Origin of the sequence: Mycobacterium haemophilum DSM 44634 (genome assembly GCF_000340435.2) — a bacterium.
Taxonomy (GTDB): Bacteria; Actinomycetota; Actinomycetes; order Mycobacteriales; family Mycobacteriaceae; genus Mycobacterium; species Mycobacterium haemophilum.
Map to the genome: position 1 here is coordinate 910,642 of NZ_CP011883.2, position 17,886 is coordinate 928,527.

Consider the following 17,886-nt stretch of genomic DNA (forward strand, 5'->3'; position numbering starts at 1 on the left):
TCAAAAGGCCGCCACAGCCTGCGGATCACTGCTCTTGCGGGCCGCCGTGAAGCCGAGCTCCAGGTCGGCCAGGATGTCGTCGATGCCCTCGATGCCGACGGCCAGCCGCACCAGCCCGGGGCTGACCCCAGTGGCCAACTGCTCGGCGGGGCTTAGCTGGGCGTGGGTGGTCGAAGCCGGATGAATCACCAGCGAGCGCACGTCGCCGATGTTGGCGACGTGACTGTGCAGTTTCAGCGCATTCACGAACGCCTTGCCGGCCGCTGCGCCACCAGCCAGCTCGAACGATAGAACGGCTCCAGTTCCTTTGGGCGCCAGCTTCTTTGCCCGTTCATGCCATGGCGAACTGGGCAGTCCTGCGTAGTTCACCGACACCACGCCATCGTGGTTGGCCAAAAACTCGGCGACCCGCTGCGCATTGGCGACGTGCCGTTCTACCCGCAGGCTCAGCGTCTCGAGACCTTGGGCCACCAGGAATGCGTTGAACGGTGCAGCCGCGGATCCGTAGTCACGCAACAGCTGTACGCGAGCCTTGAGTGCATACGCCGGCGGCCCGAGCTCGGCGTACACCACCCCGTGGTAGCTGGGATCGGGTGTGGTGAATCCGGGGAAGCGGCCTTGTGTCCAGTCAAAGGTACCGCCGTCGACGATCACTCCGGCGATCGCGGCGCCATGCCCACCGAGATACTTGGTGGCCGAGTGCACCACGATGTCGGCGCCCTGGCTCAGTGGCTGGATGAGATAGGGCGTCGCGATGGTGTTGTCGACGATCAGCGGTAGCCCATTGGCGTGGGCGACCTCGGCGACACCGGGAGTATCCAGCAGGTCGATCTGCGGGTTCGAGATGGTCTCGCCGAAGAACGCCTTGGTGTTCGGTCGGACCGCCGCCTGCCACGAATCCAGATCGTCGGGATCCGCGACGAAGCTAACCTCGATGCCGATCTTGGCCAGCGAGTAGTGGAACAAGTTATAGGTTCCGCCGTAGAGCCGTGGGCTGGACACGATGTGGTCGCCGGCTCCGGCCAGGTTCAAGATGGCGAAGGTTTCCGCGGCCTGCCCAGAAGCAAGGAACAGTGCGGCCACGCCGCCCTCCAGCGCGGCGATACGTTGCTCGACGACATCGGTGGTCGGGTTGCCGATCCGGGTGTAGATGTTGCCCGGAACCTCCAGCCCGAAGAGCGCGGCGGCATGGGCGGTGTCGGTGAACGTGTAGGAGGTGGTCTGGTAGATCGGCAATGCACGGGCGTTGGTGGCCGAGTCGGGGCTCTGCCCGGCATGAACCTGTTTCGTTTCGAACGCCCAATGCGCGATCGAATCGGCCTGGGTGCTGTTTTCAGAGCTCACTTGGGTTGCCTTCTGCTGGAAGTGGCGAATCGGGTACCGGGATGCTCAGGGCTAGGACGTCGTCGCTGATGACGTCAACCAACGCTGCCGACTAGCAGCGACACACATGGCTGGATGGGGGCACATCACGTTTCCCTGTCTGCTCAGGGGCCCGTCATGGCGGACCCGCGCTTGCCGCGTAGCCGGCTTTGGCTACTCAACCTGGTCATCACCCGGGGCACCCCACCGCGGTTGGAGGGTTGCCGGCCAGCAAGCCGGGGCTTGACGCTGGCGCTCATGACCGATGTGAAGCCTATCGCATGGCAGGGACCCGACGTCAACTCTGACGGCCTTAGCTGGCTGTTTAGCGGCCCTCCTAGCACCTCAACGCGGCTAGTAGGCTGGCCTGACAGGCAATCGCTGACACGGCCGGAGGATTCGGACTCGCATGTCCAATGAACCCAAGATCAAAGTCAAAGGCCCGGTAGTAGAGCTCGATGGTGATGAGATGACCCGCGTCATCTGGAAACTCATCAAAGACATGTTGATCTTGCCGCATCTGGACATCAACCTGGACTACTACGACCTGGGCATCGAGCACCGCGATTGCACTGACGACCAGGTAACGATCGACGCCGCTTATGCCATTAAGAAGCACGGTGTGGGCGTTAAATGCGCCACGATCACCCCCGACGAGGCCCGTGTCCAGGAATTCAATCTGAAGAAGATGTGGCTGTCGCCCAACGGGACTATCCGAAACATATTGGGCGGAACCATTTTTCGCGAGCCGATTGTAATTTCGAATGTTCCGCGACTGGTTCCGGGCTGGACCAAGCCGATTGTCATCGGCCGCCACGCTTTTGGTGACCAGTACCGGGCGATCAACTTCAAGGTCGACCAGCCTGGCACCGTCTCAATCACTTTCACTCCATCCGACGGCAGCGAGCCGATCGTGCACGAGATGGTGTCCATCCCCGAAGACGGTGGTGTCGTGATGGGGATGTACAACTTCAAAGATTCCATCCGGGACTTCGCGCGCGCATCGTTCTCTTATGGCCTGAACGCCAAATGGCCGGTGTACCTGTCGACCAAGAACACCATCCTCAAGGCCTACGACGGCATGTTCAAAGACGAGTTCCAGCGCATCTACGACGAGGAATTCAAGGACAAGTTCGAAGCCGCCGGGCTGACCTACGAGCATCGACTGATCGACGACATGGTCGCCGCCTGCCTCAAGTGGGAGGGCGGCTATGTGTGGGCCTGCAAGAACTACGACGGCGACGTGCAGTCGGACACCGTCGCGCAGGGCTACGGGTCGCTGGGACTGATGACGTCGGTGTTGATGACGGCCGACGGTAAGACCGTCGAGGCTGAGGCCGCGCACGGCACTGTCACCCGGCATTTCCGGCAGTATCAGGCCGGCAAACCGACATCGACCAATCCGATTGCGTCGATCTTCGCCTGGACGCGCGGATTGGCGCACCGCGGCAAGCTGGACGGCACACCAGAAGTGGTCGACTTCGCCCAGCAGCTGGAAGAGGTCGTCATCGGCACGGTCGAGAGCGGGAAGATGACCAAGGACTTGGCCCTGCTCATCGGTCCCGAGCAGGACTGGCAAAACAGCGAGGAATTTCTCAATTCGATCGCCGACAACCTGAAGAAGGCGCTCGGCTAACTCGCCGGGCTAGCTGCCTGGGCCGGCTCGCTGCATTGGTCGACGAAGTTGGCGATGAGCTTGGTGATTACCTCGGGCGCCTCGAACATTGGAACGTGCCCCATGCCGTCGAGCATGGTGACCTGGGTTCCCGCGGGCAGGCGGTCGGTGAAATGACGGCTGTACCTGGGCGGCGGTAGCACTCGGTCCTTCTCGCAGAGCACCAACTGAGCGGGCACGGTGATCTCCGCCAACTCTTGTAGCCCAGGCTGCAACAGCGCCTTGATCAGCAGCAGGAAGTAGGCCGGGCAGTGCCCGGCATCCTCGACGATGTCGCGCAGCTGGTGTTCGCTGAGCTGTCCCGGCGATCCGGTCAGCGGCAGGCTGGCTAACCGGTGGCTAAACGGTAGGGATAACGCCCGCGAACCCAGCACGCGGGCCACCGCCAGCAATGGCATCCCGGCGACGAACTTGGCGATCACCTCGAACTTGACCGGGCTCCAGCGTGTCCAACCGCCCGCCGGGGCGATGCCGGTGACGCTGCGTGCCCGCCCACGCCGCTCGAGCTCGAAGACCACCCAGCCGCCGAGCGAGTTGCCGACCAGGTGGGCGGTCTCCCAGCCCAGTTCGTCGAGTTGCTGCTCGACGTGGTCGGCCAGTGTCGAGACGCTCATCAGCCAGCTGCTCGGGGATGGTCCACCGTGGTGGCCGGCCATCGTCGGAGCGAATACCTCGTACCGGCCGGTGTTGGCCAACTGCGGGGCCACGATCTCCCACACCGTCTGGGACATCATGAACGGGTGTAGCAGCAGGACCGGCTCTCCAGAACCAAGGTGAATCGGCAGACGGCTCATGCTGCCGACCCTAAAGGTGATACCGCGGGTACCGCAAGCGACCGCGGCCTGTGTCGCCGGTGTTGGCGGGCCGGCATGGGTGCATCACCCAAAGGGACAGGGGGCTCACGTGAAAAGATCGGGGCATCATGAGCACCGCTACCGGATCCCGCCGGATTTTCTCCGGCGTGCAGCCCACTTCTGATTCGCTTCACCTCGGTAACGCGCTGGGCGCCATCACCCAGTGGGTCGCGCTGCAGGACGATCATCCCGACGAATACGAAGCGTTCTTCTGTGTGGTCGACCTGCACGCCATCACCATCGCGCAGGATCCCGAGGCGCTGCGGCGCCGGACCCTGGTCACCGCCGCGCAATATCTGGCCCTGGGTATCGATCCGGGGCGCAGCGTCGTTTTCGTGCAAAGCCACGTACCCGCCCATGCGCAGTTGGCGTGGGTGCTGGGCTGTTTCACCGGCTTCGGGCAGGCGTCGCGGATGACACAGTTCAAAGACAAGTCGCTGCGTCAGGGCGCCGACTTCACCACCGTTGGCTTGTTCACCTACCCGGTCTTGCAGGCCGCCGACGTGTTGGCCTACGACACCGATCTGGTGCCCGTGGGGGAGGACCAGCGGCAGCACCTGGAGCTGGCGCGCGACGTGGCGCAGCGGTTCAACAGCCGCTTCCCGGACACCTTCGTGGTTCCCGACATGCTCATTCCCAAGATGACCGCCAAGATCTACGACTTGGCCGACCCGACGTCAAAGATGAGTAAATCGGCGGCCAGCGATGCTGGGCTGATCAACCTGCTCGACGACCCGGCGTTATCCGCCAAGAAGATTCGCTCAGCGGTGACCGACAGTGAACGGGAGATCCGGTACGACCCGGATGCCAAGCCGGGTGTGTCGAATCTGCTGAGCATCCAGTCCGCGGTCACCGGGGTCGACGTCGACACCCTGGTGCAGCGCTACGCCGGCCACGGTTATGGCGACCTGAAGAAAGACACCGCCGAGGCCGTTGTCGAGTTCGTCAGCCCGATCAAGGCCCGGGTCGACGAATTGATGGCCGACCTCACCGAAGTGGAGACTGTGCTTGCGGTCGGGGCGCAACGCGCTCAGGAGGTGGCTGGCAAGACGATGCGGCGGGTCTACGACCGGCTGGGCTTTCTTCCGCAGCGGGGGTAAGGCGTCCCACCATGACGGAACCGGCCAACACGGGGATCGTTGATCGGCTGCGGGCCCGGTTCGGGTGGCTCGATCATGTCGTGCGCGCATACCTGCGTTTCGATCAGCGCAACGGCAGCTTCTTCGCGGCCGGCCTCACCTACTACACGATCTTCGCGCTATTTCCGTTGCTGATGGTCAGTGTCTCGGTGGTCGGATTCGTGCTGTCCCGTCGGCCGGAGCTGCTGACCACGATCGACGACCACATTCGGTCCGCGGCATCTGGCCGGCTGGGACAGGAGCTGGTCGACTTGGTGAATCGGGCGATCGATGCACGCGCGTCCGTCGGCGTTGTCGGCCTGGCTACCGCGGCGTGGGCGGGCTTGGGTTGGATGTCGCATTTGCGTGCGGCGTTGACCGAAATGTGGTGGGAGCAGCGTATCGATTCACCGGGTTTCCTACGCAACAAACTGTCTGATCTGTTGGCGATGGTGGGGACATTCGTGGTGACCCTGGTCACCCTGGCGCTCACTGTGCTGGGTCATCAGGCGCCGATGGCCATGATACTGAGATGGCTTGGAATATCTAACTTTTCGGTGCTCGGTGTGCTCTTTCAGGGTGCTTCGATAGTGGTGTCGATGCTGGTGTCCTGGCTGTTGTTCACCTGGATGATTGCCCGGCTGCCGCGGGAGTCTGTCAGTCTGGTCGCCTCGATGCGAGGCGGGTTGATAGCCGCCGTCGGGTTTGAACTTTTCAAGCAAGTGGGATCGATCTACCTGCAGATAGTGCTACGCAGCCCGGCGGGCCGCGCGTTCGGGCCGGTGCTTGGCGTGATGGTGTTCGCCTATGTCACCGCGTATTTGGTCCTATTTGCGGCCGCGTGGGCGGCGACGGCGGCGGCGGGGTCGCGCGCGAAGCCCGTCGAGCCTTCCGTTCCTGTGGTCATCTTTCCGCGGGTAGCGGCGAACGCGGGTCTGAGCACACGCCAGGCGCTGGCCGCGATGGCCGTGGGAGCCGTTGGGGTGCTGGCGTTTTCCCGGCTAGCCCGCCGAGCGCTCGGCCCACGGCTATCGTGACGGCGGCCAGGTGTGGGCCGGGTCAGCTATCCGCCCAGTCGCCAGGTGCCGTGCACCATGACGGCCGTCACCTGCAAATCGCGGTCCAGCACCACAAGATTGGCGTCCAAACCTGCCCGCAGGCGGCCCACGCTGTCGAATCCGAGGGCATGGGCCGGTGTCGCCGCGGTCATTTGGACCGCGGCGGCCAGCGCCGCATCGGCGTCCGAGCCTGACGCTGAGCCGAGCTGGACAACACTGCGGAAGAGCTGATCCATGGTGGCAGTGCTGCCGGCGATCGTTGACGTTCCCTGAACTCGCGCCACACCGGACACGACGTCGATCGTAACCGCGCCAAGCCGAAACGCGCCGTCGTGACAGCCGGACGCGGCGATTGCGTCGGTGACCACGGCGACCCGGTTAGGGCCCGCGGCCTGGATCACGGCGCGCATGGCGGCGGGGTGCACATGTACGCCGTCGGCGATGAGTTCGACGGTGACGCGCGGGTCGGCCAGCAACGCTAGCGCGGGTCCGGGTGCGCGATGGTGCAGCGGTGGCATCGCGTTAAACAGATGGGTGCCGACGGTCGCGCCCAGCTCGACGGCGTGCCTTGCTTGCTCATACGTCGCATCCGTATGTCCTACGGCGACAACAACACCCGCGTCACGAAAGCGCTGGATCGCTGCATCGCTTCCGTGCCGCTCGGGCGCCAGCGTGATCATCCGGATCGCGCCGGCGCCGGCGGCGAGCACCGCGTCGATTTCGGCAGGATCCGGATCACGGAGCTGCGTGCGGTCGTGTGCTCCGCACTGGGCCGGGCTCAACCACGGTCCCTCCAGGTGGATTCCTGCCACAATGCCCCGCTGCGTCGCCTCGGCGAGGTCGCGTACCGCGCCGGCGAGTTCTGCGGGTGCCGCGGTGACCAGACTGGCCAGCGTCGTCGTGGTGCCGTGCTGCAGGTGAAATGCGGCGGCCTTGGCCACCTCGTGACGGTTTCCGTCGGCGTACGATCCGCCGCCGCCACCGTGCACATGTATGTCGATAAACCCAGGAACCACAGTGGAATTGGGGAAGTTACTGTCGGCTGGCCGGGGAGGTGCGCCGGCCCCGCAGGCCAGGATCTGTCGGCCGGCCGTCTGTAGCCAGCCTGGTCGGCAGATCTGTCCGTCGATCGCCACTGTTGCGGCGCTGATCAGCGTCACGGGGTCGGAGTCACCTGGTGCAGTCCGCGCGGACTATCGGGAGCGAGCGGTCATGATCGACTATCAGCGGCAACAGGTGTTTCGTCAGGCCAACGCCCGCCGGTTTCCCAGAAGTGCTGGATCTCCTCGAGCTGGCGACCTTTGGTCTCTGGTGCGTGCCGATAAACAACGGTGAAAGCAATCGCCGCAAATAGCCCAAACACCGCGAAAGCTCCTGCGACGCCGAGCGAATGCAGCATCGTCAGGAAGCAGGCGGCGACGATCGCGTTGGCCACCAGATTGGAGGTGAGCATGGCGCTTGACCCCATCGACCGCAGCCGAGTCGGGAATGCCTCGCCGGCGTACACCCACACTAACGAGCCGAACCCGAAGCTGAAGCCGATGATGAACAGCAGCACGCCGCCGAACCCCAATATCGGCCCAGCACCGCCGAATCCTTGGGTGAACACCGCCATCAGCACGACGTCGGCGGTGATCATGGCCGCGATGCCGGCTAACAGGATCGGGCGCCGGCCCCGCCGGTCGACCAGAACCAGTGCGGCGCACACCGTCGCCAAACCGGCGAACTGCACCAGCGCCGGCAACGCCAGCAGCGCGAAGTTGCCGCGAAAGCCCATGGCCGCGAACAACCGGGGGCTGTAGTAGACGATCGCGTTAATGCCGGTGATCTGGGCGAGAAAGCCCAGGGTGATCACGAAGATGCTGGCTCGCCGATACGGCCGCCGCAGCAGCTCCGACACGCCACCGCTGCCTTCGCTGAGCGCCCGGGCGATCTCGGCGAGCTCGGTGTCGACGCGGTCGGCGGGTTCCACTCGCTGCAGCGCCCGGCGGGCGTCGGCGACCCGGCCCTTCAGCAGGTACCAGCGAGCGGTATCTGGCAGCCGCACCAACATCGGCAGCAACAGCGCCGCGGGCACGACAGCGAGCCCCAGAATCCACCGCCAGCTGTGCGTGCCGGCCAGCAGGTAGCTGGTCAGGTAGCCGAGGATGGTCCCGCTGACGATCGCCACTTGATAGGCGGTCAGCAATGATCCGCGCACCGCGGCCGGTGCCGATTCCGCGACGTATACCGGCACGATCACCACGGTCACGCCGATGGTCAGGCCAATCAGCAGTCGCGCCACCAGCAGCATCGGCAGCGAGACCGAGACCGCACCCAGCAGCGCGAATACCGCGTAGCCGACAGCGATCAGCACCATCGACTTCCTGCGTCCGATCGCATTGGCGAGCACGCTGGCACCAAACGCCCCGGCGATCTGGCCGATCACCGCCATGGTGGTCAGCAGTTCTTGTTGCCGCGTGGTCAGGCCGAATTGGTCGGTGATGAACAGCAGCGCGCCGGCGATGCCGGAAAGGTCGTAACCATAGATGACGCCGACGCTGGCGGCGGTGAGCCCAACCAGTAGTCGGTGCTGTGACGAGCGAGTCAGTTGACCAGCGTCCTGGTTAAGGGCCTCCATCACCGCAGAGACGCTGCCACAGCCAAATGTGGTGGGTCAAACCCAGATCGTGCAGTCTCATTCAGTGCTGCGGTCGGTGGTTTAGCGAACGTGCGACCATGATCAACCCGAACACGATCAACGCGCCGACGACCGCCACACCTACCCGCACCGGCAGCGCGTCGTTTGCCGGCATCAGGCCCGCTGCGTCAACGCGCCGATCCGCGGGACCGTCGTGTTTGGCGGCCACCGTGGGGTCGGGTTCGATCAGCGTGCCGATCTGGGTTCCGGCCGCGGTGCCAAAGCCATAGTCCAGCAAGTGCGCTGCCTGTTCCCACGGCGCAATCGGCTGTCGGGTCCCGTGCAGCAGCACCGCCATCAGCCGTCGGCCGTTGCGGTTGGCGGCGCCCACGAACGTCTGGCCAGCGTCGTCGGTGTAGCCGGTCTTGCCACCCAGCGCACCCGGGTAGTTGTAGAGCAGCTGGTTGTCGTTTTCCAGCTGGTAGCCGGGGTGGTCGCCGTGACCGGGAAAGTCGAAGGTCCGGGTCGCGACGATGTCGCTGAATGTGGGGTTCTGCCAGGCGTACCGGTAGAACAGGCCGATGTCATAGGCCGACGTGCTCATGCCCGGCCCGTCCAGTCCCGATGGCGTCGCCACCCGGGTATCCCGGCCGCCGAGCTTGACGGCCAGCACGTTGATCTTCTGCAGCGCCTGGGCCATGCCGCCGAGCTGCATGGCCAACGCGTGCGCGGCGTCGTTGCCCGAGTGCATCAACAACCCGTGCAGTAGTTGGTTGATGGTGTACGTGCCGCCGTCGTTGACGCCAACCTTGGTGCCCTCGGCGGCGGCGTCCTCGGCAGTTCCGGCCACCGATTTGTTGAGGTTGAACGTGTTGATCGACGCCATGGCGACCAGCACCTTGATGATGCTGGCCGGGCGGTGCCGGCCGTGTGGATCGCGGGCGGCGATGACGGCGCCGCTGTCCAGATCCGCCACCAGCCACGCCTCGGCAGAGATGTCGCCTGGCACTGCAGGTGTGTCCGGGGCGGTGACGATGCCGCAGCTGCTCAGCGCCTCGCCACCGACCGGTTTGGGAGGCACCGCCAGTGGCATCGGCGGGTCACCGGCCTGGGGGACCTCCGAGGAGTCCACCGCCGGTGGAGTCGACACCTGGTACGGGCAAGCTTCAGCACCGGTGTTGGGTCCGGCATTAGGTTCGGCATGTCCGACTGGCACGGCGGTCGGCAGGCCCAGCGCGACTGGTCCAGCGATCGCGAAAACCGCTGCTGCCAGGCATGATGCGGAACGTAAAAAAGACATCGTGGGTGCAGAGTAGGCGATCGGGCGCCCGATTCCCGGAAGCCGCGCTGTGGCCGATGGGACAGAAGTTACCCCAGGCCAATCTACCGGTGTGACAACCTGGGGACTCCCTTCGTCGGTCAGCCTAGCGATGCGTGCGAAGGTGTCAGCATGACACGGTTCCGGTTTGCACCCATCGCCCGCTTCGCCGGGCCGAAGACGACATGGCTTGCCCTAGTTTGCCTTCTCATTCTCTGTGCTGCCGCCATCACGGTTGTTACCGCCGCCTGGCCTACGTCATCGAAGTCGAAGAGCGTGGGTGCCGTGACAGTCCGGTTCGGGCGGCCCACCAAATTGCAACGCCTGGAGTACACACAACTTTACGAGAAGAAGCCATTTCCTGATGCTGTGCTGTTGTATTACGACAACGGGATGTATGCGATCTTGTCCGAAGGCGAGAACCACTACGGGACATACGTGATGCAGGGCAACTTCACCGACCCAACCTACACAGTGAATTTCATATCGCTACCATCGCAGGACTGGTCAGGCATCAGTGTCCTGCACACTCTCATCTTCGACACCGCCACGGCGACCTTCACGCAGCAGCTCATCAACCCGCGGGACCCTAACGTGCCCAAGCAATCCGGCCGTTTCACCACGGTTGACAACTCGGTTACCGACCCTACCCAGTTGACCTGGGACTCGGCGCAGAAATTGTGGGGCGGCTAAATGGGAAGGCGATAGACGGACACGTGGGAACGGGACTCCGCGGTAAACGCCGCACCCGACCAGTCCGCGTGCCGACTCTCTAACTGGAATCCGGCGAGTTGAGCCATCAAGTCAAGCTCGGCCGGCCAGATATAGCGGTGCGGACTGCGCAACAAGTGAGCCTGTTTGCCCGCGCCGAAGCGAAAGTGATGCGAGACAACCCGCTGCTGCGCGACGTCATAGGTGTCCAGGCCGAGGTAGCCGGGCTCGCAACCGAACACCGTCGCCTGCTGTCCGGGCGGAAGCGTACGCAACTCGGGCACCCACAGCTCGATCACGAAACACCCGCCGGGGCGCAGATGGCGCGCCGCGTTGCGGAAGCAGGCGACCTGCTCGGCTTGGGTCAGCAGGTTGGAGATCGTGTTGTAGACCAAGTAGACGAGGGCAAAATGGCCCGCAGCAACGGCGGTGGTCATATCGCCCGCGACGACGGGAATAGCTGCCTCATCGGCCTTCTCACGGAGCCGGGCGATCATCGCGTGGGACAGCTCGATGCCGGTGACGGACACACCCCGGGCGGCCAGCGGGATCGCCACCCGGCCGGTTCCGATCGCGAATTCCAGCGCCCGGCCGCCTGCCGCGAGTTCCACGAGGCGCTCAACCGTCGGCTCCAGCACCGCAGGCGCGAACATCCCGGTACCTGGGGTGTCATACCGCTGCGCCGCGTCGGCGTCCCAGATGTCCTCGTGGCGCACGGCGCTGATTCTGCCGGCCGGCCGCTCGCGGCGTCCACCGATTATCGCGTGCGCCTACAGCCGGGTGCAGACCTCGGTGAGCACGCTACGCAGGATGGATTCGATGGTGTCGAACTCGGCTTGCCCGCTGATCAGCGGCGGCGCCAGCTGGATGACGGAATCGCCGCGGTCGTCGGTGCGGCAATACAGCCCGGTGTCGAACAGCGCGGCGGACACCTGGCTCAACAGCGCTTGGCGTTCCTCGCCGGAGAAGGTCTGCTTGGTCGCCTGGTCCTTGACCAGTTCGATGCCGAAGAAATATCCCTCGCCGCGGACATCGCCGACGATCGGCAGGTCATACAACTTCTCCAAGGTGGCGCGCAACGCGGGTGAGCGCTGCTTGACCTGGTCGTTGAGGCCCTCGCGTTCGAAGATGTCGAGGTTGGCCAGCGCGACGGCCGTCGATACCGGGTGACCGCCGAAGGTGTAGCCGTGCGGGAACAACGTTTTGCCGTCGTTGAACGGTTCGAACAGCCGCCCGCTGGCGATCATCGCGCCTAGCGGTGAATAGCCCGAGGTCAGCCCCTTGGCGCAGGTGATCATGTCGGGCAGGTAGCCGAAGTCGTCACAGGCAAACATCGACCCGATCCGGCCGAACGCACAGATCACCTCGTCGGAGACCAGCAAGACGTCGTACTCGTCGCAGATCTCGCGGACCCGCTCGAAATAGCCGGGGGGAGGCGGAATGGAGCCGCCCCCGTTCTGCACCGGTTCCAAGAACACCGCCGCGACGGTATCCGGGCCTTCGAACTCGATCGCCTCGGCGATCCGGTCAGCAGCCCACTGCCCGAAGGCCTTGATGTCGGTCCCGAGACCGGCTCTGAACGGCTCCGGCGCGCGGTAGAAGTTCGTGTTGGGCACCCGGAAGCCGCCGGGCGTCACCGGCTCGAACGGCGCCGTGAACAACGGCAGTCCGGTAATCGCCAGGGCGCCCTGGGTGGCGCCGTGGTAGGCGATCGAGCGTGAAATGACCTTATGTTTGCCGGGTTTGCCGGTGAGCCTGAAGTACTGCTTGGCCAGTTTCCACGCGGTTTCGACCGCTTCGGTGCCGCCGGTGGTAAAGAACACCCGGTTCAAGTCGCCCGGAGCATAGTGGGCGAGCCGCTCGGCGAGCTCGATCGCGGTCGGGGTGGCGTATCCCCACAGCGGAAAGTACCCCAGGGTGCTGGCTTGCCGGGCGGCCGCCTCGGCGAGCTCGCAACGACCGTGACCGACCTGCACCACGAACAGCCCGGATAGCGCGTCCAGGTAGCTTTTACCGCGGTCGTCGAAGATGGTGACGCCCTCGCCGCGAGTGATGATCGGCGCCGTGATGCCCGGCCCGTGCCGGGTGAAATGTAACCAGAGATTGTCAGTCATGTCGTTCGCGAGCCTAACGCTAGGCTTGCCGGTATGACCTCAACGCAGGTCGCCGAATTCGAGGAGCTGCGACCGCATCTCATGTCGGTCGCTTACCGGCTAACCGGAACTGTGGCCGACGCCGAGGACATCGTCTCCGAAGCATGGCTGCGTTGGGACGGCGCCGAGACCGTAATCGAGGACCTCAAAGCCTGGCTGACCACGGTGGTAAGCCGGCTCGGCCTGGATCGGCTACGGTCGGCGGCGCACCGGCGCGAGACCTACACCGGTCACTGGCTGCCCGAACCCGTGGTCACCGGTCTAGGGGGTCCGGCCGGCGCCGATCCACTGTCTGCCGTGGTGGCCGCCGAGGACGCCCGGTTTGTGGCAATGGTGGTGCTGGAGCGACTCAGCCCCGATCAGCGGGTCGCGTTCGTGCTGCATGACGGGTTCGCCGTACCGTTCGCCGACATCGCCGACGTGCTGGGAACCAACGAAGCCGCCGCGCGGCAGTTGGCCTCGCGGGCTCGTAAAGCTGTTGCCGTGGGGCCGCCTCCCGAACCCGATCCCGGCCACAGCGAGGTGGTCGGCCAGCTGATGGCCGCCATGGCCGACGGGGACCTGAAAGCTGTGGTGTCGCTGCTTCATCCCGACGTGATCTTTACCGGCGATTCAAACGGCAAGGCGCCCACCGCGGTTCACGTCATCAGCGGAGCGGACAAGGTGGCCCGGTTCATGTTTGGCCTGGCCCGCCGCTACGGCCCGGCGTTCTTTACCGTCAATCAGCTGGCACTGGTCAACGGTGAGCTGGGTCTCTACACCGAAGGCTGCCCCGGCGTCGATGGCTATCGGGAGATGGCCCCGCGGATCACCGCGATGACGGTGCGCGACGGAAAGGTTTGTGCCATCTGGGATATCGCTAACCCGGATAAGTTCACCGGCTCCCCGTTGCGGGATCTGTCTCAGTAACCCACGGAATCCGGCACGCCTCACCGGAATTGAAGCCCTGCTCGGTGATGCCCAGCGCGGCGTTGACGCGTGCCCGCATGTTCTCGATGCCGATGTGATAGCTCAGTTCGATCACACCGGCGTCGCCGAAGCGGGCGCGCAGGTCAGCGACCTGCTCGTCGGTCACCGAGTGCGGGTCGTTGGTCATCGCGTCGGCGTACCCGATGGCGGCGCGTTCGTCGTCGGTGAAATGCGGAGACGTTGCGTAGTTGTCCACATCCTTCAACCGCTCGACGTCCAGGCCGTCAAGACGCTGCAGCATGGCGCCGAAGTCGACACACCATGAGCAGCCAACGGTGCGGGCGGTCCAGTACACGGCCAGCTCACGAACACTGGCCGGAAGCTTGCGCGACGCCCGTTGTAGAGCGGTTTCATGGATGGCGCCGGTCAGGGCAAGGCTGGGATGGTGCGCATAAACGGCGAAAGGTTCGGGTACTTCGCCGTAGCGTCGTTTGGCGATGCGGTACATCAGCCGAACAATAAGCGGTGCGTCCTTCGGGGATAACGGCTCGATGCGGGTTTCCTGTGTCATACCCATGAGACGAGACAGACCGCCGCGATGTGACCGCCTTTATGGCGCCGTGGTTTGCTGACCCATATGACGACTTTTCGCTTCTCCTTCAATGTGTTCGCGGTCGAGTCACTCAAGAGCTTCATCGCCACCTGTCAGCACGCCGAAAAGTGTGGCTACGACACCGTTTTCGCTGCTGACCATCTTGGGATGCCATCGCCGTTTCCCACGTTGGTCGCGGCCGCCGCCGCGACTGAGCGGCTGCGGGTCGGCACCTTGGTGCTCAACACCGGGTTCTGGAACCCGGCGCTGCTGGCCCGCGATATCGCCACAACCGATGTGCTGACCAACGGCCGTCTGGAGGTCGGTCTGGGCAGCGGACATATGAAATGGGAATACGACGAGGCCAACATCGCCTTCGACGCGTTCGCCGCCCGGGCGCGACGGCTCCGCGAAACCATCGATGAACTCACCCGCCAGTTCAGCCTTGACGGCTATCCGCAACAGACTGAAATGCGGGCGGCATACCACATTCCCGCGCTTCGGCCGATCCAACGCCGCGGCTTCAACGGCTACGGACCGCCGCTGATCATCGGCGGCACCGGCAACCGGATGCTGCAGCTGGCCGCCGAGTGTGCCGACGTGGTCAGCGTCGCCGGCATCTACCAAATCCACGGCCAGGCCCCCGGGACGATGCGACTCGCCACTCCCGCCGAAATCGATGACCGCATTTCATACGTCCGCAAGTGCGCCGGCGACCGTGCCGATCAACTCGAATGGCACACCTTGGTTCAAGCTGTGGTGCCCACCGACGATCGCCACGGTGCGGCCGAAAAGATTGCCCGCCAACACGGCAACCGCATGACAGCAGAAGAGATATTGCAGCTGCCCCAGATTTACCTCGGCACCGTCACGCAGATGGCCCAACACCTCCGTGACAGCCGCGACCGCTACGGATTCACGCACTACACCGTCCAGCAGCCCTACGTCGACGCCTTCGCCCCAGTTATCGCGAGAACATCAGCGCGCGCTTGACTTCTTGGATCGCTTTGGTCACTTCGATGCCGCGCGGGCAGGATTCGGTGCAGTTGAACGTGGTTCGGCACCGCCACACCCCGTCGACCTCGTTGAGGATGTCCAGCCGCTCGCCGGCGCCCTCGTCGCGGCTGTCGAAGATGAAGCGATGCGCGTTGACGATCGCGGCGGGACCGTAGTAGGTTCCCTCGCTCCAGAACACCGGGCAGCTGGTGGTGCAGCATGCGCACAGGATGCACTTGGTGGTGTCGTCGTAGCGGGCGCGGTCGGTCGGGCTTTGGATGCGCTCCCGGGTCGGCGGGTTGCCGCTGGTGATCAGGTAGGGTTTCACCGCGCGGTAGGCGTCGAAGAACGGCTCCATGTCGACTACCAGGTCCTTCTCCACCGGCAGCCCGCGGATCGGTTCGACCGTGATGGTCAGTGGTTTCCCAGGCTTGTTGGGCAGCAGGTCGCGCATCAGCACCTTGCAGGCCAGCCGGTTCACACCGTTGATCCGCATGGCATCAGAGCCGCACACCCCGTGCGCACAGGATCGCCGGAAGGTCAGCGTGCCGTCCAGGTAGCCTTTGATGTAGATCAGCAGGTTGAGCAGTCGGTCGCTCGGCAGGCACGGTACTCGGAAGGTTTGCCAGCCACCGGTTTCCGCGAAAGCGTCGGGGTCGTCCGGGTTGAACCGCGCGATCTTCACGGTCACCATCACCGCGCCATCCGGAACCGGCGGTAGGGGCGGATCCCCGGGTACGACCTCGGTCTCAACAGTCATCAATACTTCCGTTCCTTGGGCTCGTAACGGGTCTGCACGACGGGTTTGAAATCCAGCGCGATATCGCTGAGCAGATCCGTACCCTGCTTGTAGGCCATGGTGTGGCGCATGTAGTTGGTGTCATCCCGGTTCGGATAGTCTTCGCGGGCATGCCCGCCGCGGGATTCTTTGCGGTTCAGCGCGCCGACCACCGTGACTTCCGCCAGTTCCAGCAAGAAGCCCAGCTCGATGGCTTCCAACAAGTCGCTGTTGAAACGTTTTCCCTTGTCGTGCACGGTGATTCGAGAATAGCGTTCCTTCAAAGCGTGAATGTCGCTGAGCGCCTGCTTGAGCGTTTCCTCGGTACGAAACACCGCGGCATTGTTGTCCATCGTCTGTTGCAGCGCGCCACGAATATCGGCGACCCGCTCGTTGCCGTGCTCGGAGATGATGCCGGTTACCCAGCCGACGACCATCTCCGCTGGGTTCGGCGGCATGTCGACGAAGTCGTGGGCTAACGCATAACCGGCCGCTGCGATGCCGGCCCGGCGGCCGAAGACGTTGATGTCCAGCAGCGAGTTGGTGCCCAGCCGGTTGGCGCCGTGCACCGACACACACGCGCACTCGCCGGCCGCGTACAGGCCCGGGACAGTCGAGGTGTTGTCCCGCAACACCTGCCCGGTCACGGTGGTCGGGATGCCGCCCATCACGTAGTGGCAGGTCGGGTAGACCGGGACCAGCTCGTGGACCGGGTCCACGCCCAGATAGGTGCGGGCGAACTCGGTGATGTCGGGCAGCTTGGATTCCAGCACCTCCTCGCCGAGGTGACGGACGTCGATGTAGACGTAGTCCTTATGCGGGCCGGCGCCGCGGCCTTCGAGAACCTCTAAAACCATGGACCGCGCGACAATGTCACGCGGCGCCAGGTCGACGATCGTCGGGGCGTAGCGCTCCATGAACCGTTCACCCTCGCCGTTGAGTAGCCGGCCGCCCTCACCGCGCACGGCCTCGGAGATCAGGATGCCCAGGCCGGCCAGGCCGGTCGGGTGAAACTGGTGAAACTCCATGTCCTCCAACGGAAGTCCCTTACGGAATACAATCCCGATGCCGTCGCCGGTCAGCGTGTGCGCGTTGGAGGTGGTCTTGTACATCCGGCCCGAACCGCCGGTCGCGATGACGACGGCCTTGGCGTGGAATACATGAATATCGCCGGTCGCCAACTCGTAGGCGACCACCCCGGTGGCCACCGGGCCGCTCGGGGTCTGGGTGAGGACCAAGTCGAGCGCGTAGAACTCGTTGAAGAACTCCACATCGTGGCGGACGCAGTTCTGGTAGAGCGTCTGCAGGATCATGTGGCCGGTGCGGTCGGCCGCGTAGCAGGCTCGGCGCACCGGGGCCTTGCCGTGGTCGCGGGTGTGACCGCCGAAGCGGCGCTGGTCGATGCGGCCCTCGGGGGTGCGGTTGAACGGCATTCCCATCTTCTCTAGATCGAGCACCGCGTCGATGGCTTCCTTGCACATGATCTCCACGGCGTCCTGGTCCGCGAGGTAGTCGCCGCCCTTGACGGTGTCGAAGGTGTGCCATTCCCAGTTGTCGTCTTCGACGTTGGCCAGCGCCGCGCACATGCCCCCTTGGGCGGCGCCAGTGTGGCTGCGGGTCGGGTAGAGCTTCGTCAAGACCGCGGTTCGCACCCGGGGGCCGGCCTCGACGGCTGCCCGCATCCCGGCACCGCCCGCGCCGACGATCACCACGTCGTATCGGTGTTGCTGGATCAAAGCTTG

At 64.6% G+C, this 17,886-nt stretch carries 15 protein-coding genes, 1 pseudogene and 1 riboswitch; of the genes and pseudogenes, 6 read left to right on the forward strand and 10 right to left on the reverse strand.

What is annotated here, in order from left to right:
* The gene (locus B586_RS04380; RefSeq protein ID WP_082129317.1) at positions 1 to 1,344 is read right to left on the reverse strand and encodes a bifunctional o-acetylhomoserine/o-acetylserine sulfhydrylase; all 1,344 of its coding nucleotides are present in this window, start codon (positions 1,342 to 1,344) and stop codon (positions 1 to 3) included.
* A gap of 162 nt (positions 1,345 to 1,506) precedes the next feature.
* Positions 1,507 to 1,626: riboswitch (SAM riboswitch) on the reverse strand.
* A gap of 145 nt (positions 1,627 to 1,771) precedes the next feature.
* Here B586_RS04380 and B586_RS04385 point away from each other — a divergent pair.
* Positions 1,772 to 2,998, forward strand: coding sequence for an NADP-dependent isocitrate dehydrogenase (locus tag B586_RS04385; protein WP_047313401.1), 1,227 nt, complete (start codon positions 1,772 to 1,774; stop codon positions 2,996 to 2,998).
* On the opposite strand, the gene B586_RS04390 is transcribed toward B586_RS04385, so the two are convergent.
* A complete protein-coding gene (locus B586_RS04390) occupies positions 2,995 to 3,789 on the reverse strand; it encodes an alpha/beta fold hydrolase (RefSeq protein ID WP_047313512.1) in 795 nt (264 codons plus the stop codon). The genes B586_RS04385 and B586_RS04390 overlap by 4 nt on opposite strands.
* Before the next feature lie 170 nt (positions 3,790 to 3,959).
* On the opposite strand from B586_RS04390, the gene trpS reads away from it, so the two are divergent.
* Complete coding sequence (trpS, locus tag B586_RS04395; protein WP_047313400.1) at positions 3,960 to 4,991, forward strand: tryptophan--tRNA ligase; 1,032 nt, start codon at positions 3,960 to 3,962, stop codon at positions 4,989 to 4,991.
* 11 nt (positions 4,992 to 5,002) lie between these two features.
* Positions 5,003 to 6,046, forward strand: a complete 1,044-nt coding sequence (gene yhjD, locus B586_RS04400) for an inner membrane protein YhjD (protein ID WP_054880601.1) — start codon at positions 5,003 to 5,005, stop codon at positions 6,044 to 6,046.
* A 26-nt stretch (positions 6,047 to 6,072) separates the two neighbouring features.
* On the opposite strand, the gene nagA is transcribed toward yhjD, so the two are convergent.
* From nagA to dacB1, 3 genes are all read right to left on the reverse strand, one after another.
* Positions 6,073 to 7,227 carry an N-acetylglucosamine-6-phosphate deacetylase gene (gene nagA / locus B586_RS04405; RefSeq protein WP_054880600.1) on the reverse strand — a complete coding sequence of 385 codons (1,155 nt, stop codon included), beginning with the start codon at positions 7,225 to 7,227 and terminating at the stop codon, positions 6,073 to 6,075.
* A 50-nt stretch (positions 7,228 to 7,277) separates the two neighbouring features.
* The gene (locus B586_RS04410) at positions 7,278 to 8,687 is read right to left on the reverse strand and encodes a sugar porter family MFS transporter (protein WP_054880599.1); all 1,410 of its coding nucleotides are present in this window, start codon (positions 8,685 to 8,687) and stop codon (positions 7,278 to 7,280) included.
* A 61-nt stretch (positions 8,688 to 8,748) separates the two neighbouring features.
* A complete protein-coding gene (dacB1, locus tag B586_RS04415) occupies positions 8,749 to 9,987 on the reverse strand; it encodes a D-alanyl-D-alanine carboxypeptidase DacB1 (RefSeq protein ID WP_054880598.1) in 1,239 nt (412 codons plus the stop codon).
* 303 nt (positions 9,988 to 10,290) lie between these two features.
* On the opposite strand from dacB1, the gene B586_RS04420 reads away from it, so the two are divergent.
* Positions 10,291 to 10,698: a hypothetical protein gene (locus B586_RS04420; RefSeq protein WP_211141572.1), complete on the forward strand. Its 408-nt coding sequence runs from the start codon at positions 10,291 to 10,293 to the stop codon at positions 10,696 to 10,698.
* Here B586_RS04420 and B586_RS04425 read toward each other — a convergent pair.
* Both B586_RS04425 and B586_RS04430 read right to left on the reverse strand, forming a co-directional pair.
* Positions 10,695 to 11,432 (reverse strand): class I SAM-dependent methyltransferase, encoded by a 738-nt coding sequence (locus tag B586_RS04425; RefSeq protein ID WP_054880596.1) that lies wholly within the window; start codon positions 11,430 to 11,432, stop codon positions 10,695 to 10,697. The two genes, B586_RS04420 and B586_RS04425, sit on opposite strands and share 4 nt — an antisense overlap.
* Before the next feature lie 54 nt (positions 11,433 to 11,486).
* Positions 11,487 to 12,857 (reverse strand): annotated as a pseudogene (locus B586_RS04430) (aspartate aminotransferase family protein); the annotation flags it as partial.
* Positions 12,858 to 12,863: 6 nt separating this feature from the next.
* Between B586_RS04430 and B586_RS04435 the strand changes: the two are divergent.
* Positions 12,864 to 13,778: a sigma-70 family RNA polymerase sigma factor gene (locus B586_RS04435; protein ID WP_054880594.1), complete on the forward strand. Its 915-nt coding sequence runs from the start codon at positions 12,864 to 12,866 to the stop codon at positions 13,776 to 13,778.
* On the opposite strand, the gene B586_RS04440 is transcribed toward B586_RS04435, so the two are convergent.
* Positions 13,744 to 14,349 (reverse strand): carboxymuconolactone decarboxylase family protein, encoded by a 606-nt coding sequence (locus tag B586_RS04440; RefSeq protein ID WP_054881074.1) that lies wholly within the window; start codon positions 14,347 to 14,349, stop codon positions 13,744 to 13,746. The two genes, B586_RS04435 and B586_RS04440, sit on opposite strands and share 35 nt — an antisense overlap.
* 66 nt (positions 14,350 to 14,415) lie before the next feature.
* Here B586_RS04440 and B586_RS04445 point away from each other — a divergent pair, with 66 nt between their 5' ends.
* On the forward strand, positions 14,416 to 15,363 hold the full coding sequence (locus tag B586_RS04445) for a TIGR03621 family F420-dependent LLM class oxidoreductase (RefSeq protein ID WP_054880593.1): 948 nt from the start codon (positions 14,416 to 14,418) through the stop codon (positions 15,361 to 15,363).
* Here B586_RS04445 and B586_RS04450 read toward each other — a convergent pair.
* Together B586_RS04450 and sdhA are read right to left on the reverse strand one after the other, a co-directional pair.
* Complete coding sequence (locus B586_RS04450) at positions 15,335 to 16,126, reverse strand: succinate dehydrogenase iron-sulfur subunit (protein ID WP_047313390.1); 792 nt, start codon at positions 16,124 to 16,126, stop codon at positions 15,335 to 15,337. The two genes, B586_RS04445 and B586_RS04450, sit on opposite strands and share 29 nt — an antisense overlap.
* On the reverse strand, positions 16,126 to 17,880 hold the full coding sequence (sdhA, locus tag B586_RS04455; RefSeq protein WP_054880592.1) for a succinate dehydrogenase flavoprotein subunit: 1,755 nt from the start codon (positions 17,878 to 17,880) through the stop codon (positions 16,126 to 16,128). The genes B586_RS04450 and sdhA overlap by 1 nt, the downstream gene beginning before the upstream one ends.
* Positions 17,881 to 17,886 lie beyond the last annotated feature (6 nt).

Coding starts and splice junctions, on each gene's coding strand:
- B586_RS04385 (WP_047313401.1), top strand. CDS start 1,772: ATGTCCAATGAACCCAAGATCAAAGTCAAAGGCCCGGTAGTAGAGCTC.
- trpS (WP_047313400.1), top strand. CDS start 3,960: ATGAGCACCGCTACCGGATCCCGCCGGATTTTCTCCGGCGTGCAGCCC.
- yhjD (WP_054880601.1), top strand. CDS start 5,003: ATGACGGAACCGGCCAACACGGGGATCGTTGATCGGCTGCGGGCCCGG.
- B586_RS04410 (WP_054880599.1), bottom strand. CDS start 8,687: ATGGAGGCCCTTAACCAGGACGCTGGTCAACTGACTCGCTCGTCACAG.
- dacB1 (WP_054880598.1), bottom strand. CDS start 9,987: ATGTCTTTTTTACGTTCCGCATCATGCCTGGCAGCAGCGGTTTTCGCG.
- B586_RS04435 (WP_054880594.1), top strand. CDS start 12,864: ATGACCTCAACGCAGGTCGCCGAATTCGAGGAGCTGCGACCGCATCTC.
- B586_RS04440 (WP_054881074.1), bottom strand. CDS start 14,349: ATGACACAGGAAACCCGCATCGAGCCGTTATCCCCGAAGGACGCACCG.
- B586_RS04445 (WP_054880593.1), top strand. CDS start 14,416: ATGACGACTTTTCGCTTCTCCTTCAATGTGTTCGCGGTCGAGTCACTC.
- B586_RS04450 (WP_047313390.1), bottom strand. CDS start 16,126: ATGACTGTTGAGACCGAGGTCGTACCCGGGGATCCGCCCCTACCGCCG.